This window comes from Bartonella vinsonii subsp. vinsonii, assembly GCF_902825235.1.
GTDB classification, from domain to species: domain Bacteria; phylum Pseudomonadota; class Alphaproteobacteria; order Rhizobiales; family Rhizobiaceae; genus Bartonella; species Bartonella vinsonii.
The window spans coordinates 73,032-89,206 of sequence record NZ_CADEAJ010000004.1; the positions used below are offsets into that span (position 1 = coordinate 73,032).

Here is a 16,175-nt window from a genome sequence, read left to right on the forward strand (position 1 = left end):
TGAGGACCCAATGGATATTCTGTTTTATCATTTGACGCAGTCAACGCTGGGAGATGTTTTGCCAACGCTTGTAGAGCGTGCATTGGCGCGTTTTTCCAAGATAACCATACAATGTGTGAGTGAAGAGCAACGCGATGCTATAGATATGCGTCTATGGGTTTATGCTGATGAAGCTTTTATTGGACATGGGACTGAGTGTGATCCATATCCAAGTTTTCAGCCTGTATTTCTTACTACAGGACAGGAAAATCCGAATGATTCAAAGATACGCTTTCTCATAGAAGGAGCAGTTTGCTCAAATATTGATACTTATCAACGGCTTGTCGTGATATTTGATGGACAAAACGATCAGCAATTAAATCTTGTTCGTGCACAGTGGAAAAAATATAAAATGGAAAATCATAATTTAACTTATTGGCTCCAGACTGGAGATCGCGGTTGGGAAAAACAGGCTTAATGCGTGTAACCTTTGTTCTTTTGATTTTTATAGGATTGATAGGAATCATAAATCCTGCATTCTTTATTGCGAAAGGATCGGGAGGGGGCGTTGGGTTTTTATTATGATTTTTCTTTTGGGATCATTCAAGATGTGGGCTACAATCAAAAAAAATAAACGGTATGATAATGATTGTCATTGATCGAATTTTGCTCGTTTTATGGGCTGTGATATTAGCCTTTTTTTGCGTTTCGTTGGTAGGGACAACGCATATCCTGTCACGAATTTTCCCTATTGCTTATATTGGCAATATTGCGGATATCTTGTTCTTTTTTCTGAGTGCATTGTTTGCTGGAATATTGTGGTGGAGTATACCTCAACCAATGTCTTTAAATATGAAACTAGCGGTATTTTTGCCGCTAGTTCTCATTTTATTCTTCTTCACTATGTTCTAGTTAGATATTTCATCGTCAGTAAATCCAACGAAGCAAATCAGTGAAATAAAGGAAGAAAGAAGTAAGTAATAACCGATATACGAAGTATCAAAATATTGCACCAGATGTTCTGCAATATAAGGTGCAAGAGATGCTCCTACGATACCAGATAAGTTGAAAGTTATAGAAGAACCAGTGTATCGAATTGCTGTTGGATATGGGGAAGCCAAAACAGCACCAAGAGGACTATAGATCATTCCCATAATTGACAAACCAATGACAGACATTGCAAGAACTCCTACAATTCCAGAATTTAAAAAATAAGGAATTGCAAAAGAATAGAGTCCAGTAATTATTGTGATCCAAATCATCAAAGTTCTACGTCTAATACGATCAGCCAGTTTTCCAGTTATAACAGTAAAAATGCCACAAAAAACAGCTCCTACGATTTCTACTTGAAGAGCCTGATAAAATGACAATTGTAAATAGTTTGTGGAATAACTTAACAAATATGCGGTGACCAAATAAAATAAAACAAATGTTGCCATGCCAGAAAATGTCCCCAGAAATAAAATTCGTGGATATTTTAAAAAGACCTCTACTATAGGAACTTTGACACGCTCTTTACGCTCAAGCGTTTTTTTGAATGCAACTGTTTCGTTAATTGAAAGACGAACCCATAATCCTATAAGCATAAGAACAACTGAACCAATAAAAGGAATACGCCATCCCCATGCTAAAAGTTCATCATGATCAAGGAAGTGCAATAAACCAAAATAAACAATAATAGATGAGAATAAACCGATTGGAACGCCCAATTGAGGAAACATTGCATACCAGCCACGTTTTTCAGGTGGTGCATTTTCTGTTGCGAGCAGAACGGCTCCTCCCCATTCACCTCCTAATCCCATTCCTTGCCCGATACGGCACAAGGTTAAAAAGAAGGGCGCCCACCATCCAGCTGTTTCATAAGTGGGAAGGAAACCAATAATAACTGTCGATAGACCCATTGTGAGAAGAGCAGCAATAAGCGTTGCTTTTCGTCCTATTTTATCTCCAAAATGTCCAAAGACAATAGATCCAAGGGGGCGTGCAAAAAAGGCTGCTCCAAAGATCAGGAAGGATTGTAAAATAGCAAGTTGATCGTTTTGCGTTGGAAAAAATACATGAGGAAATATAAGAGCCGCAGCAGTTGCAAAGACATAAAAATCAAAGAATTCAATTGTTGGGCCAATAAGGCTTGCAAACAAAATTCGTCGAGGAGAATTTTTTTTACTTATGCTTTGTATTTCTGAGTTTATAGACATGAATAGAATGTCCCTTTCAGTATTATGACAAATCAAATTACGAAACTAACTTTTTAAATTATAAAATCGAATCAGCATCGTGTCGATATTATTACGCTTCTCATGTACGAGAACAATGACTATGGTATAATAAGTATGGATGATTATACTGTATTTAACCAAATTCAATGCAATAAAAATATTATTTTAAATGCCATAAAAGATGAAAATATATTTTTATAAACGACGTAATTTTACACAATTTCATTGTGCGGTTTCTTTTACAAGAGACACTATTTTAGCCTGTTTAGGAAGCAATCTGATTTTTCAGATTATTGTTTAGTCTCACAAAGAATATTCAAAAAATCTTTTTACGGATGCAATTAAAACACTTTTTAAGCGTATCGTAAAGCGTTTTCACCGCTTGATTGTGTATAAGTTTAAAAACACACACTGTAGTATTTGGTTGGTTAGAGCTTAGTGTATTGAATGCTTCGTGTATGGCGATTTGCCATCTTGAAAAACATGAGACAGCAAGTGCGGCATGCTGTCTTTTCTGTACACTTTTTCGAAATATGCAATTTTTTTATTAAGATCATGGAGTGTAGAGAATGCAACACAAATTGATGTTGAGTTTTTGGGCATTGATGACCAGTAGTTTTGTTGTAAAAATTGCAAGTGCTGAGGGAGAAACTGCTCCAAAAGAGAGACCATTAACGTCAGTATGTGTAAGCAAGAATCTAGAAGAAACTGGCAAAAATCTCGTCAGTGAAAATTTGATAATTAAGGATGGTCAAGTTGAGACTGTCGTGCAAGGAAAATTTTTAACTGATACTCTTATTGAGGAATATGGGTTGCAAAGTGTTGAGTATGGAGGACAAATAAAAGATACTAAAATCTGTGGTGGTGAACAAATTGTTTTTGGGGAGGGGAGTTCTGCTTATAATACTGAAATTCACGGTAAAGGCGAAACAGTGGGACAACAGAATGTGTATGATGATGGGGTTGCTTTTGTCACAAATGTTATGAGTGGAGGAGAACAAAATCTCAGTACATGGTTTGGAGATAAGGGGGGGGTAGCAGTGGATACAAAGGTTTTTGCAGCTGGGGTGCAAAATGTTTTCACAGGAGGTAAGGCACATACCGTTACTTTGAAAGAGGGAGCTCTTCAAAGAGTCTATGCTGGTGGGTATGTGAAAACTCTGATGATTAAGAGTGGAGCCATTTCATTAGTTTATTCTGGTGCGATATTGGAAGGGGAAGTAAAGGTTAATGGCTCTGGGAAACTTCACCTTTACGCTGGAGATAAGGGGCAGCAAACGAAAATAGAAGAGATTATTTTAAAGGGCAAAGAAGCAAAATTATACTCTATTGCTACGGAAGTTGATGGATCAAGTTCTCTGATTGGGAAATTAAGTGGTGAGGGGAGTGTTATTTATACTGCTACTTCTACGGGTTCCACAGAATTGAACCCATACTATTCTCTCCTTCATGTTGTTGATCTTTCAGGTAATATAGATTTCATTTTTAGAGCCAATTTTGCAGGGGGGTATGGTGATTATCTTTTGATTGAAAAGGGAACAGGTAACCATACAGTAAGTATTATGGACTCTGGTACTGAAATTATCAATTCTTCTTTTTCTTCATTGGATTTAATTACTGATAAAAGTGGAGGCGCTCATTTTACTTTAAAAAACCATTTAGGTGAAAAAGCTGATGCTGTTGATGGTGGAGCTTATATGTATGATCTAAAGCAGAAAGATCATAATGGGGGAAAAATTTGGTATTTGACGATCTTAGAAAAGCCTTCTACGTCCTTAATCATTCCGTCTCATACAGTATTGTCTATCGCTGAAACTTTTAAAAAAGAAGAGGATAAGACAGTTTCAAAAAATGCTATAATCAGTTCTTATACAAATGATTTCAGCGTTAGTGAGGATAAATTCGTTTTGCAGAACTTTCTGCTTAATGATGATCGTACAGTTTATATTTTTGATGATGGAGAGACAGAAGGGACCAAATTTTCCGTTAATAATACGGTTGAGAGAGCTGGAACACTCTATGTCGAAGCAGGTGGTTTTAGTGAGAATACGACAGTTGGGAATGGTGGTTCTGAGGTTATCGCAGAACAAGGAATTTCACAATCTACTATTGTTTATGAAGGCGGACGACAAAGTGTAGAGGGGGGAGGAACAGCAATAGATACGGAAATCTATGGTGGAAACCAATTTGTTTTCGGGGAGGGTGATGTGAATGACGGAGTTGTGAGTAGTACTGCTTATAGCACCACAATTTATGGTCAAGGTAAGACAGTAGGGCAACAGAGTGTATATGATGACGGGGTAGTTTCAGACACAAAAATTATGAGAGGAGGAGTACAAAATCTTGCTAAATGGTTTGCAGATGATGATTTCGCACTAAAGAGTGGTGGTTTAGCAATGAACACCGAAGTTTTTGACGGTGGCATGCAGCGTGTTTTAGCAGGAGGTGAGGCAGACATTGTCACGTTATATGCTGGTGCTGTTCAAGTAGTTTATGCTGGTGGATACGTGAAAAATTTGACAATTAATGGTGGAGCTAATTCGTGGATCTTTTCTGGTGCGATATTAGGAGAGGAAATAACAGTTAATGATTTGGGACAGCTCAATCTTTATGCCGGAGATGATAAATTTCGAACTACAGTAGAAGAGATCACCTTAAGTGGGGAAGAGTCTAAATTATACTCTATTGCCAACATTTCTGACGGAAGGAGTTCTTACATTCAAAATTTGAGTGGTGCAGGGAAGGTTATTTTTGCTTCTGCTGATGCTAATTTATACTACTCTCAACTTTATATTGATAATCTTTCAGGGAGTCTGCATTTTAACTTTAATGTCAGCCTTGCAGAAGGGAAAGGGGATTCCCTCTTTATTAAAAATGGTTCAGGATATCATACAATAAGTGTTCAAGACTCAGGTCTTGAAATTACCGATCCTTCTTCAAAAAGTCTTGATATCATTGTTGATAAAAGCGGAAGAGCGGATTTTACTCTGCAAAGCTTTTCTGGTACAAATGTTAAAGCTCTTGATGGTGGAACCTATACATATGGTTTGAAACAGAGAGAGGGGGATGAAGAAGATGAAAAAATTTGGTATTTGGCTGCAGTTTACATTGACAGTATACCACTGAGGAGGAGAACTCCCAGACATTTAAGCCATAATCAAACGGTTTCTTTTCTTTCAACTATTCCAGCATCAAGACATCAAGCTCTTGGGGTGGGACGTTCTGCAGATCATCATCATTCTTCTGAAGAGCAACAGCAGTCTGTTGTTTCTGCAAATGCTCCGTCTTTTCCTGATCAGATACTATTACGTCCAAGTGGTTCAGATCAACTTCTTCAACAAGTAAGGCATGGGCCCTCAGTTTCTGATTTTTTAACCACTCCCTCTACGGATGCGGTGTTGTCAATGTCTGTTACACCGGCACTTGTTTTTAAGAATGAGTTGCAAACTGTGCGTGCGGGGAGAGGAATTCTAGAGAGAAATAAAAAAACTTCTGCTCTTTGGACATATGCAATCAAAAGTAAAGAGAGCGTTTCCGCAGACCATATAGATTTTAAGCTTGAACAAACGGGGATTGTATTAGGGATCAGCGGTTTAAATGAATTGGCAAATGGAGAGTTTTATATTGGTGGTTTTGGCAGTTATGACAAAGCACGTGTTGTACATGCACGAGGTGGTGTGAGTAACATAAATACCTACGGCATAGGAGCTTATGCAACTTATTTTGATCATAGTGGATGGTATGTGGATAGTGTATTAAAATACAATCACTCTCAAAATACTTTGAATGCTGTTTCAACGAACGGTTTAGCCATTGAAGGGAATTATAACCAGTGGGCGGTAGGAGCGTCCTTTGAAGCAGGTTATCGGATAAAGGTAGCCCAAAGGAGTTGGATGCAACCTTATGCACAATTAATGTGGTTGCAAGTTGAAGGTAAAGAGATCAAGCTTTCCAATGAAATGACGGGTGAAATAAACCCTTTTACGTCCTTGCGCAGTGAGGTTGGGTTATCATTGGGGTATGAATTTTTGGATGGTGTAGAGACTTCATTGATGAGTTATGTTACGGCAGCATGGTTGCGTGAGAATAAAGATGACAATCATACGACGATTAATAAGCAGCATCAATTTGTCACGGATTTGTCAGGGAATGCGGGTAAATTAGGGATAGGTTTAAGCAGTTCCCTCAGTGATAAATTAAAGCTTTATGCAGAAGCGCATTATGTCAAAGGACACAAGACGAAGCAGTCTCTTCAGGGTATTTTGGGAGTGCGCTATAGTTTCTGAGTTTGTGTTTGTTCTTTAATTGGCTTTATCATGTATTTTTTTACCAAGCAGACATGCGATATCTGGACAGTATTTTCAGATAAAAAGACTTGCGGTTGTATGTAGCGTAGGGGATTTTTTGTTTTACTTTTTACTATTTGGAAAAAAATCTGGAGAGATCTTAAAAGACAATGCAGATATTATGTCTTATATTCTCGATAAAATAAAGAATTTACTGGAAAATAGAAAACAATTTTTTATAATATTAATAAAGTGTTAAAGATAATTCTTAAAATTTTAGGTTGAAAATAGATTTTGCAGAGCTAATTACCTTTAATGTCTACTCAGACGTGAAGGGGGAGGAGGTAGCTATGCAATATAAGTGGAAACTGAGTTGTTGGATGCTCATGGTTAGTAGCTGTTTGGGGCAAACAGCAGCTGGGGAAGAGACGCAGTTTTTTTGTAAATCTTCAAACTATGGGGAAAATGAAAAAATATCCTATGATAATGAGGATATGAGAACAGGGGAATGCATAAATATTAAAGCATCTAAAAATGATCGTATTTTAGAGATGAGCGGTGGAGCAGAATCCTTTGAAAAGCTTAGTCGTGGCATGGGGACGAAAATATCAGTAAGCAATGTATGGGGAGAAGATGAGAAAAATGATAGTCAAGCCGGACAGTATGCTGAAAGAAATAATATTATAGTGCAGAAAGATTCGGAGCTCATTTTCATTAATAGTGGGACTGAACTAAGGGGGCATACATTCGATAATGATAGTAAAGGCTACTTTTTAAATGATGATGACACGGATAAACCAGGACGGTCATTTAAGAACACGGTTAGAAATGGTGGAGAAATTCATGTTTCTGCGGGAGGTCTCAGTCAAGAGAACACAATTGAACATGGTGGAACTGAAATTGTTCAGGCTTCAAAAGGAAAACAAGGATTTTCAGAAAATGCTATCGTTAAAGAAGGTGGACAGCAAAGGATTGAGAATGGGGGAAAAGCACAGGGAACAAAAGTCTATGGTGGTGAACAGTTTGTTTTCGGAGAAGGTGATGTTAAAGGGCAAATGAAAGGCAGTAGTGCTTCAGATGTTGTAATTTACGGTCAAGGCGAAACACTAGGGCGGCAAGAAGTATATGATGGGGGAAGCGTTTGGAACACGGAAGTTATGCAAGGAGGTGTACAAGAGGTTGCAAAAAAGACTCAAGGTGCAAAAAACGGTGGTTTTGTGTTTGATACTAAAGTTTTTGGTGGTGGTAAGCAGAATATCTTAGCAGGAGGTAAAGCTATTGGTGTCACTTTAAATGAAACCGCTGCTCAAGAAATATATGCTGATGGAACTGTGAAAAACCTGACAATTAATAATGAAGCAAAATCACGGGTGCATGCGGGAGCAACATTAGAAGGAAAAACGCTTGTAAATCATTCTGGACAGCTTCATCTTTATGCTGGAAATGATCAACACTATACTACAGCAGAAGACATTATTTTAAATGGGAAAGATACAAAACTGTACTCTATCACCGATGAATTTGATGGCAAAAGCTCTCTCATTCAGAAATTAAGTGGTGAGGGCAGTGTTATTTTTGCGTTTACTGGTTCTGATCCGTATTATTCTCAACTTCATGTTAATGATCTTTCAGGAAGTTTACATTTCGCCTTCAATACGACTCTTGCACGTAACCGTGGTGATTATCTCTTCATTGATCATGGAACAGGTAAGCACACAATAAGTGTTGCTGACTCTGGAGTTGAAATCACCGATCCTTTTTCAAATAAGCGTGATTTGATTACAGATCAAAGCGGTGGTGCTGATTTTACTTTGACAGATCTCTCAGGTGAAAAAATTAATGCTATCGATGGTGGCACCTATATGTATGGTTTAAAACAGAGAAAGGATGAAAATGGAAAAGTTTGGTTTTTGTCTGCGGATCGTATCAAGGGACCAGTTCCAGATCCAATAGACCCATTTGCTCCTAATGGATCGTCAACAACTCCTTCAGTTGATGCGATGCTTTCTACAGTAGTAGCTTCTGGACTTATTTTTAACAATGAATTGGACATTGTGCGTACTGGGAGAGGAATTCTGGACCAAAACAGGAAAAATACAGATTTATGGGCTTACGCGCTAAAGAGCAGAGAACGTGTTACGACAGGCCATACAAATTTTAAGCTTGAGCAGACAGGAATAGTTTTGGGTGCTGATCATCTGAACGAATTAACGCATGGAGATTTGTATGTTGGTGGTTTTGGTAGTTATGATAAAGCACGTATTCTTCATGCACGAGGCGGGGATAGCGACGTAAGCAGTTATAGTATTGGAACTTATGCAACTTACTTTGATAATCGCGGTTGGTATATGGATGGTGTTTTAAAATATAATTATTATCGAGATAACCTGAAAGCCATTTCAACGAATGCTTTAGCCATTCAAGGCAATTATAACCAGTGGGCGATAGGAGGGGCATTTGAGATTGGTTGCCGTTTCGAGCCAGCGCAAAATACTTGGATGCAACCTTATATAAAACTAACAGGATTGCAGGTTGAGGGCAAAAAAATCAAGCTTTCCAATGGAATGAGTGGTGATATAAGCCCATTGACTTCATTCCGTAATGAAGTTGGATTAACGGCAGGACATGAATTTATTTTTGGTACAGAAACTTCATTAACGGCTTATATTACGGCAGCTTGGTTGCGTGAGAATATCAATAATAATCGTACAACGATTAATAATCAGCACCAATTTATCACAGACTTGTCTGGAAATGCAGGTAAGTTGGGAATTGGCTTGAACAGTTTTGTCAATGATAAACTAAAGCTTTATGCAGAAGCACATTATCTGAAAGGGCGTAAGATTAAGCAGTCACTTCAAGGTATTTTGGGGTTACGCTATAGTTTTTAAATATGCGCTTTACGTACTGATTAAGCTTAAAATTATATTGTTTCACAACTCAAATGTGCAATATGAATATAACAACTTCTTGAGAGTGTAGAGGCACTGAAGATAAGCTTACGCTCTGTTAAAAACGATATCATTTTTTCATTTATTATTGCAAATATTATAAATTGTGCCCTGTCTAAAAGGGCATAATTTGCATTTTATGAAGTTATACAGTCACAGGCTAGGCTAGGTTTTCGTGATTTTAAATTACAATTTAAAATTGTATAAACAAAATAATACACCTAAAAATTGTATTTAGACATAAATAAAACACATTACGATACAATCTAAAATGATCTACCTGCGTAATTGCGGGATATTTGTCTCATAATTGATAGTGGAGTATGGATAATGCGGCATAAATGCAAATTAAGTTTTTCAGTATTAATGATCAGTAGTTGTCTTGTACAAATTGCAAGTGCGGTCGATAATAAGAATGAGGAGCTAACGAAGATGATGAGTGTGGCGAATGGGGGAAAGGTCCCAAAAGGTTCAGCACTGATTACTATTCTTCCTCCCAGTAATAATGTTACGATTACAGATGGTGGTATAGAGATTGTTGACAATGGTGGATTTTCTATGGGAGCTACTATTGAAAACGGTGGAATGCAAATAGTTACGCGCGAAGGGACCACGATGGAAGCTAAAATCCTTGGTGGTGGGAAGCAGTTGGTTTTTGAAGAGAAACGTCTTGATCTTACAAGTGTGGAAAAGCCAAGCAGTGCTTATCATACTATAGTTTCTGGTAGTAATAATGCTGTGGGGCAACAAAACGTGTATGATGACGCAATAGCTTGGCACACGAAAGTTAAACAAGGAGGGGAACAAAATCTTTACGCAGGACAAAGGAGAAATGGTGGGAAGGCAATGTATGCCGTGGTCTCTGATACTGGTCGGCAACATGTTTTAGCGTTAGGAGAGTCCTATGGTACTACCTTGAAGGATAGTTCTGTTCAAGTTGTGTATCCTGGAGGGGTTGTGGATGGTCTAACGATTAACGATTCTGCCAGCTCGTGGATACATGTTGGTGTAAAGGAAGTTGGCGAAATAGAAGTCAATAATCAAGGACGTCTTTATTTATTGGCTGGTGATCGCATAGACCATATCACAAAAGGGAAAGTTTCTGTAGAGGGAAGAGCTGATGAAACACTATTTTTTGTTGGTGAGCGGAACATTGCAGAAATTCCTCAAATTGATATTGAAAATTTAAGTGGTGAGGGAGGGACTGTCATTTTTACTTCTATTCCATATGATCCACGTCATATTTTACTTCATGTTGAGGAACTTTCAGGAAATTTACATTTTCAGTTTAATATTAGTGCGACTGGTGGTGGTGATTACTTGTTAATTGAGGATGGTAAAGGCAATCACAAAATAAGCATTGCCGATTCTGGTGCTGAAGTCATAGGTTCTCTCACACAAAAGAGTGGGCTTATTAGCGAGATTAATTTGGTTACCGACAGAAGTGAAAACGGGGGCGCTAATTTTGCTCTGGCAAATCAGTCTGATGAAAAAATCGAAACAGTTGATGCTGGAACTTATATGTATCATTTGTGTAAAAGAGACAGAAATGCTGGCTTTAGTGGTGATGCTACAATTTGGTATTTAGGTATGGTTGATAAAAACGCAGAGTGTTCCAGCACTCTTCCTCCACGTACGAATAGGAAATCAAAAGTTACTATTTTTTCAAGGGACTCATCTACGAATACGCAGTCTAGTAAGAATAGTAATGGAAGGCGTTATAAGCAGCCCCCCCAACCAAGACCTCCGCGGCATTTGAGGGAGGCTCAGAGTGTTTCTGTTGCTTCCGCAGATCATCATCATTCTTCTGAAGAGCAACAGCAGTCTGTTGTTTCTGCAAATGCTCCGTCTTTTACTGATCAGATACTGTTACGTCCAAGTGGTTCAGATCAACTTCTTCAACAAGTAAGGCATGGGCCCTCAGTTTCTGATTTTTTAACCACTCCCTCTACGGATGCGGTGTTGTCAATGTCTGTTACACCGGCACTTGTTTATAAAAATGAGTTGCAAACTGTGCGTGCGGGGAGAGGAATTCTAGAGAGAAATAAAAAAACTTCTGCTCTTTGGACATATGCAATCAAAAGTAAAGAGAGCATTTCCGCAGACCATATAGATTTTAAGCTTGAACAAACGGGGATTGTATTAGGGATTGGTGGTTTAAATGAATTGGCAAATGGAGAGTTTTATATTGGTGGTTTTGGCAGTTATGACAAAGCACGTGTTGTACATGCTCGCGGTGGTGTGAGTAACATAAATACCTACGGCATAGGAGCTTATGCAACTTATTTTGATCATAGTGGATGGTATGTCGATAGTGTATTAAAATACAATCACTTTCAAAATACTTTGAATGCTGTTTCAACGAACGGTTTAGCCATTGAAGGGAATTATAACCAATGGGCGGTAGGAGCGTCTTTTGAAGCAGGTTATCGGATAAAGGTAGCCCAAAGGAGTTGGATACAACCTTATGCGCAATTAATGTGGTTGCAAGTTGAAGGTAAAGAGATTGAGCTTTCCAATGAAATGACGGGTGAAATAAACCCTTTTACGTCCTTGTGCAGTGAGGTTGGGTTATCATTGGGGTATGAATTTTTGGATGGTGTAGAGACTTCATTGATGGGTTATGTTACGGCAGCATGGTTGCGTGAGAATAAAGATGATAATCACACAACAATTAATAAGCAGCATCAATTTGTCACGGATTTGTCAGGGAATGCGGGTAAATTAGGGATAGGTTTAAGCAGTTTTCTCAGTGATAAATTAAAGCTTTATGCAGAAGCGCATTATGTCAAAGGACACAAGACGAAGCAGTCCCTCCAGGGTATTTTGGGAGTGCGCTATAGTTTCTGAGTTTGTGTTTGTTCTTTAATTGGCTTTATCATGTATTTTTTACCAACCAGACATGCGATATCTGGACAGTATTTTCAGATAAAAGGACTTGCGGTTGTATGCAGCGTAGGGGATTTTTTATTTTACTTTTTAAGGAGTAGGTTGAGGGGAAAATATTTAGTTTTGTGAAAGGTGGTCCAACCTTTTCAGGAGGAGGCTATGGTCTTGTTATAAAGGGAGGAACAATTGCAAAAATTGCTGTTTTTATGAAAGTTTCCTCTAAAATTAATACACATTATTCTACAGTCACTTGGCAAGAGGCTCTTTGCCCGTTATAGAACGCCACAAGATAATATTGTAAATAGAATATAAGGTGGTCAAATGGCTATAGAACGTACTTTTTCGATGATTAAACCGGATGCAACATGCCGTAATTTGACGGGAGCAATTACAAAAATGCTTGAGGATGCGGGCTTACGTGTTATTGCATCTAAGCGTGTGTGGATGAGCAAGCGTGAAGCTGAAAATTTTTATGCGGTTCATAAGGGACGCCCATTTTTTGGTGAGTTGGTTGAGTTTATGTCTTCTGGTCCAACAATTGTGCAGGTTTTGGAAGGTGAAAATGCAATCGCTAAAAATCGTGAAGTGATGGGAGCTACAAATCCTCTGGAGGCACAAGAAGGAACAATTCGTAAAACACATGCTTTGTCGATTGGTGAAAATTCTGTTCATGGTTCAGATAGCGCTGAAACAGCAAAAACAGAAATTGCTTTTTGGTTTTCTGAAGTAGAAATTGTTGGTTAGTAAAAGCATATATACAATGCAAGGAATCCCGCAACTCCTTGTTCTGGGATTTTTCTTATGGGATTATAAATTTCCTAGCAAGTATCTATAAAGCGCATTATTTTTCATGTGATGACGTGTTTTAAGCCTGCACGAAAATAATCCCATCCTGTCCACAATGTGAGGAGGGCAGCAATCCACAGCATAATAATGCCAAATTCCATTGTATAGGGAATAATTTTGTTGCCAGCAGGCCCTGCCAAAAGAAGGACAATGGCTATCATTTGTACAAAAGTTTTCCATTTTGCAAGACGAGAAACAGGAACACTGACTTTCAATTCAGCCAAATATTCACGTAATCCTGATACAAGAATTTCTCGGCAAAGAATAATAATGGCGGCCCATAAAGTCCACCCAGCGATAGTACTGTCAGCAGCAAGTAAGAGCAGACAGGCAGAGACGAGAAGTTTGTCTGCTATGGGATCGAGCATGCGACCAATATTGGATGTTTGTTCCCAAATGCGGGAAAGATAACCGTCTAGAAAATCAGTAATAGAGGCAATAACAAAGAGAGAAACGGCTATCCAACGTGCAATATCGCTTGATTGTAGTCGTCCTTCTAAAAAAAAGCACGCAACAACCATCGGCACTGCAACAATTCGTGCATAAGTGAGAATATTAGGAAAAGAAAAAGTATGTTTTTTCATAGAGCTATTTTCAATTATTTGTGAAATATAATATATTATTTCATAAATGTAACAAAGCACAGATTATGAAAAAAGTCTTATTTTTCATTAAAATGGTTGTGAATTTTTTGTGCAATCATAAGAGATATGCCTTTAACTCTTATTAAATCTTCGAGTGAAGCACTAGCAACAGCTTTAGCACTTCCAAAGTGATGAAGCAATGCACGCTTTCTTGTTGGACCGATATGTTCTATTTCATCAAGTGGATTTTTAAATACTGCTTTTTTTCGTTTTTCTCTATGCGTTCCAATTGCAAAACGGTGTGCTTCATCGCGTAGACGTTGCAAAAAATAAAGGATAGGGTCACGTGGAGGAAGTGTAAAAGGTGTTTTGCCCTTTATAAAAAAACGTTCACGTCCTGCTCTACGGTCAGCGCCTTTAGCAATCCCAATGACCGTGACAAAATTATCTAATTCTAATTCGGATAATATTGTAAGCACACTGTTTATTTGTCCTTCACCACCATCGATTAATATAAGATCAGGCCAAAGAGGAAAAGAATCATCATTCTGATTTTTTATCTTATTATTTTTATGCGGTAAACCATGCTCTTTAATAAGGCGTGAAAATCTTCGTTTGATGACCTCTTTCATCATACCAAAATCGTCACCGGGTGTGATATCGGTCGAGCGGATGTTAAATTTGCGATATTGATTTTTTATAAATCCTATTTTGCCCGCAACAATCATCGCACCTACTGCATTTGTTCCCATAATATGAGAATTATCGTAGACTTCTATACGACATGGAATATGAGGCAGTTGGAATATTTCAGCAAGACTCTGGAGTAATTTTGTATGTGTAGCTGTTTCTGCGAGCTTGCGTCCAAGGGCTTCATGAGCATTGATATGAGCATGCTTAACGAGGGTTTTACGTTCACCTTGTTTGGGTAAAGAGAGAAGTATTTTACGATTTGCTTTTAGGCTGAATGCTTCTGTAAGAAGTGCCTTTTCTTCGATGGATTCAGATAAAAGAATAAGTTTTGGAAGTGGCTTATTATCATAAAATTGGGCGAGAAAACTTGCTAAAATTTCAGCACTAGAAAAAGAGGGATCTGCTTTAGGAAAATAGGCTCGATTTCCCCAATTTTGCCCCATGCGAAAGAAAAACACTTGAATACAGGTGACTCCTTCCCGTTGAGCAATTGCAAAGACATCTGCTTCTTTTATTGTTTGAGGATTAATACCTTGGTGGCTTTGTATGAGAGAGAGGGATGATAACCGATCACGATAGGCAGCTGCTTGTTCAAAATTAAGGTTTTCCGCGGCTTGATGCATAGCTTGAACCATATCATTTTTAACGGATTGGCTTTTTCCCGAAAGGAAAGCTTTTGCTTCTCTCACCAGCTCTTTATAATCACGATCACTAATTTCATTTGTACAGGGTGCAGAACATCGTTTAATTTGATAAAGTAAACAGGGACGCGTACGGTTTTCAAAAACTGAATCGGTACAGGTGCGTAATAAAAAGGCGCGTTGTAAAGCGTTGATTGTTTGTGTCACTGCACCTGAAGAGGCAAAAGGGCCAAAATAATGGGCTTTTCTTGTTCGGGCACCACGATGTTTATAAAGGGCAGGTGCTCGGTGATCATCAGTAATAATGATATAAGGAAAGCTTTTATCATCACGCAATAAGACATTAAAACGCGGATGCAATCTTTTGATGAGGTTAGCTTCTAACAGGAGTGCTTCTGTTTCTGTGTGGGTAACGACAAATTCCATATGATATGTTGCACGAATCATACGAGCAATACGGTTATTGTGTCCTTGTTCATGGGTATAGTTTGAAACGCGTTTTTTAAGATTACGAGCTTTACCAACATAGAGAACATCACCATTTTCATCAATCATCCGATAAACGCCGGGTTTATGCGGAAGATGTTTGACAAACTCTTGTATGAGTTTGGCACCTTTGAACGGATTTTTGTCATTTCCCTGATTGGTATTATCCCATGGTATGAGAGAGAGAAAAGAGAGATTTTCTCGTTCATTTTTGGAACAAGTTGTTTTGTTTTTCAGGATCATTCAGTTTATCCAGAAATGTTTTTATCCATCAAGTACTCTCATTTTATGTCATGATAGTTATTTTTCTTATAAAGGATGCATTATGACATGAGAGTATTGAATCTTGGAGTTATTATTTTCGTAGGCAACATTGAGAGAGATTTTTAAAGTTTGGCAACTTTAATCTCTTGATAATAATCGGTTATATTAAAACAGGTTTTGTTTAAAAATCGAATTCATGCTGCTGACTATAATGTGCATTGGAGGTTTATAGAGTCAAGAGGACAAAGAAAGCTGACCTAGTATTACAATACTTTTGAGTGACTTAATGCCTATGATTCTCATGAAGAAGATTCTGATTTAGGGTAAATATAGAATG

10 protein-coding genes and 1 pseudogene are annotated in these 16,175 nt (G+C 38.1%); 8 read left to right on the forward strand and 3 right to left on the reverse strand.

Features of this window, described 5'->3' with window-relative positions; genetic code table 11:
- The first annotated feature begins 10 nt into the window (after positions 1-10).
- The 3 genes and pseudogenes from J7R12_RS04515 to J7R12_RS08955 all read left to right on the forward strand — a co-directional run bounded on the left by J7R12_RS04515 (position 11) and on the right by J7R12_RS08955 (position 891).
- Entirely contained in the window at positions 11-457 is a 447-nt protein-coding gene (locus tag J7R12_RS04515) for a DNA polymerase III subunit chi (RefSeq protein ID WP_126603047.1), read from the forward strand.
- Positions 457-638: pseudogene (locus tag J7R12_RS08950) on the forward strand (hypothetical protein). Before J7R12_RS04515 ends, J7R12_RS08950 begins: the two are co-directional and overlap by 1 nt.
- Positions 628-891, forward strand: coding sequence for a hypothetical protein (locus J7R12_RS08955; RefSeq protein ID WP_164713748.1), 264 nt, complete (start codon positions 628-630; stop codon positions 889-891). The pseudogene J7R12_RS08950 and the gene J7R12_RS08955 overlap by 11 nt, the downstream one beginning before the upstream one ends.
- On the opposite strand, the gene J7R12_RS04520 is transcribed toward J7R12_RS08955, so the two are convergent.
- Positions 888-2,177, reverse strand: a complete 1,290-nt coding sequence (locus J7R12_RS04520) for an MFS transporter (RefSeq protein ID WP_126603051.1) — start codon at positions 2,175-2,177, stop codon at positions 888-890. The two genes, J7R12_RS08955 and J7R12_RS04520, sit on opposite strands and share 4 nt — an antisense overlap.
- A gap of 590 nt (positions 2,178-2,767) precedes the next feature.
- Between J7R12_RS04520 and bafA (J7R12_RS04525) the strand changes: the two genes are divergently transcribed.
- From bafA (J7R12_RS04525) to ndk, 5 genes are all read left to right on the forward strand, one after another.
- Positions 2,768-6,484, forward strand: coding sequence for a BafA family autotransporter (gene bafA / locus J7R12_RS04525; RefSeq protein WP_126603053.1), 3,717 nt, complete (start codon positions 2,768-2,770; stop codon positions 6,482-6,484).
- A 350-nt stretch (positions 6,485-6,834) separates the two neighbouring features.
- Positions 6,835-9,375, forward strand: coding sequence for a BafA family autotransporter (bafA, locus tag J7R12_RS04530; RefSeq protein ID WP_126603055.1), 2,541 nt, complete (start codon positions 6,835-6,837; stop codon positions 9,373-9,375).
- A gap of 390 nt (positions 9,376-9,765) precedes the next feature.
- Positions 9,766-12,285, forward strand: coding sequence for a BafA family autotransporter (bafA, locus tag J7R12_RS04535; protein ID WP_126603057.1), 2,520 nt, complete (start codon positions 9,766-9,768; stop codon positions 12,283-12,285).
- A 164-nt stretch (positions 12,286-12,449) separates the two neighbouring features.
- Positions 12,450-12,602, forward strand: coding sequence for a hypothetical protein (locus tag J7R12_RS04540; protein WP_164713724.1), 153 nt, complete (start codon positions 12,450-12,452; stop codon positions 12,600-12,602).
- 43 nt (positions 12,603-12,645) lie between these two features.
- Positions 12,646-13,068, forward strand: a complete 423-nt coding sequence (gene ndk, locus J7R12_RS04545; protein WP_126603059.1) for a nucleoside-diphosphate kinase — start codon at positions 12,646-12,648, stop codon at positions 13,066-13,068.
- A 104-nt stretch (positions 13,069-13,172) separates the two neighbouring features.
- Here ndk and pgsA read toward each other — a convergent pair whose 3' ends face one another.
- Together pgsA and uvrC are read right to left on the reverse strand one after the other, a co-directional pair.
- A complete protein-coding gene (gene pgsA, locus J7R12_RS04550) occupies positions 13,173-13,754 on the reverse strand; it encodes a CDP-diacylglycerol--glycerol-3-phosphate 3-phosphatidyltransferase (RefSeq protein ID WP_208439032.1) in 582 nt (193 codons plus the stop codon).
- Between the two features lie 77 nt (positions 13,755-13,831).
- The gene (gene uvrC / locus J7R12_RS04555) at positions 13,832-15,817 is read right to left on the reverse strand and encodes an excinuclease ABC subunit UvrC (protein ID WP_126603061.1); all 1,986 of its coding nucleotides are present in this window, start codon (positions 15,815-15,817) and stop codon (positions 13,832-13,834) included.
- Positions 15,818-16,175 lie beyond the last annotated feature (358 nt).

What these genes read in the sequence shown, in the direction of transcription:
- bafA (WP_126603055.1), top strand. Translation starts at nt 6,835, where the DNA reads ATGCAATATAAGTGGAAACTGAGTTGTTGGATGCTCATGGTTAGTAGC.
- pgsA (WP_208439032.1), bottom strand. Translation starts at nt 13,754, where the DNA reads ATGAAAAAACATACTTTTTCTTTTCCTAATATTCTCACTTATGCACGA.
- bafA (WP_126603057.1), top strand. Translation starts at nt 9,766, where the DNA reads ATGCGGCATAAATGCAAATTAAGTTTTTCAGTATTAATGATCAGTAGT.
- J7R12_RS04520 (WP_126603051.1), bottom strand. Translation starts at nt 2,177, where the DNA reads ATGTCTATAAACTCAGAAATACAAAGCATAAGTAAAAAAAATTCTCCT.
- uvrC (WP_126603061.1), bottom strand. Translation starts at nt 15,817, where the DNA reads ATGATCCTGAAAAACAAAACAACTTGTTCCAAAAATGAACGAGAAAAT.
- J7R12_RS04515 (WP_126603047.1), top strand. Translation starts at nt 11, where the DNA reads ATGGATATTCTGTTTTATCATTTGACGCAGTCAACGCTGGGAGATGTT.
- ndk (WP_126603059.1), top strand. Translation starts at nt 12,646, where the DNA reads ATGGCTATAGAACGTACTTTTTCGATGATTAAACCGGATGCAACATGC.
- bafA (WP_126603053.1), top strand. Translation starts at nt 2,768, where the DNA reads ATGCAACACAAATTGATGTTGAGTTTTTGGGCATTGATGACCAGTAGT.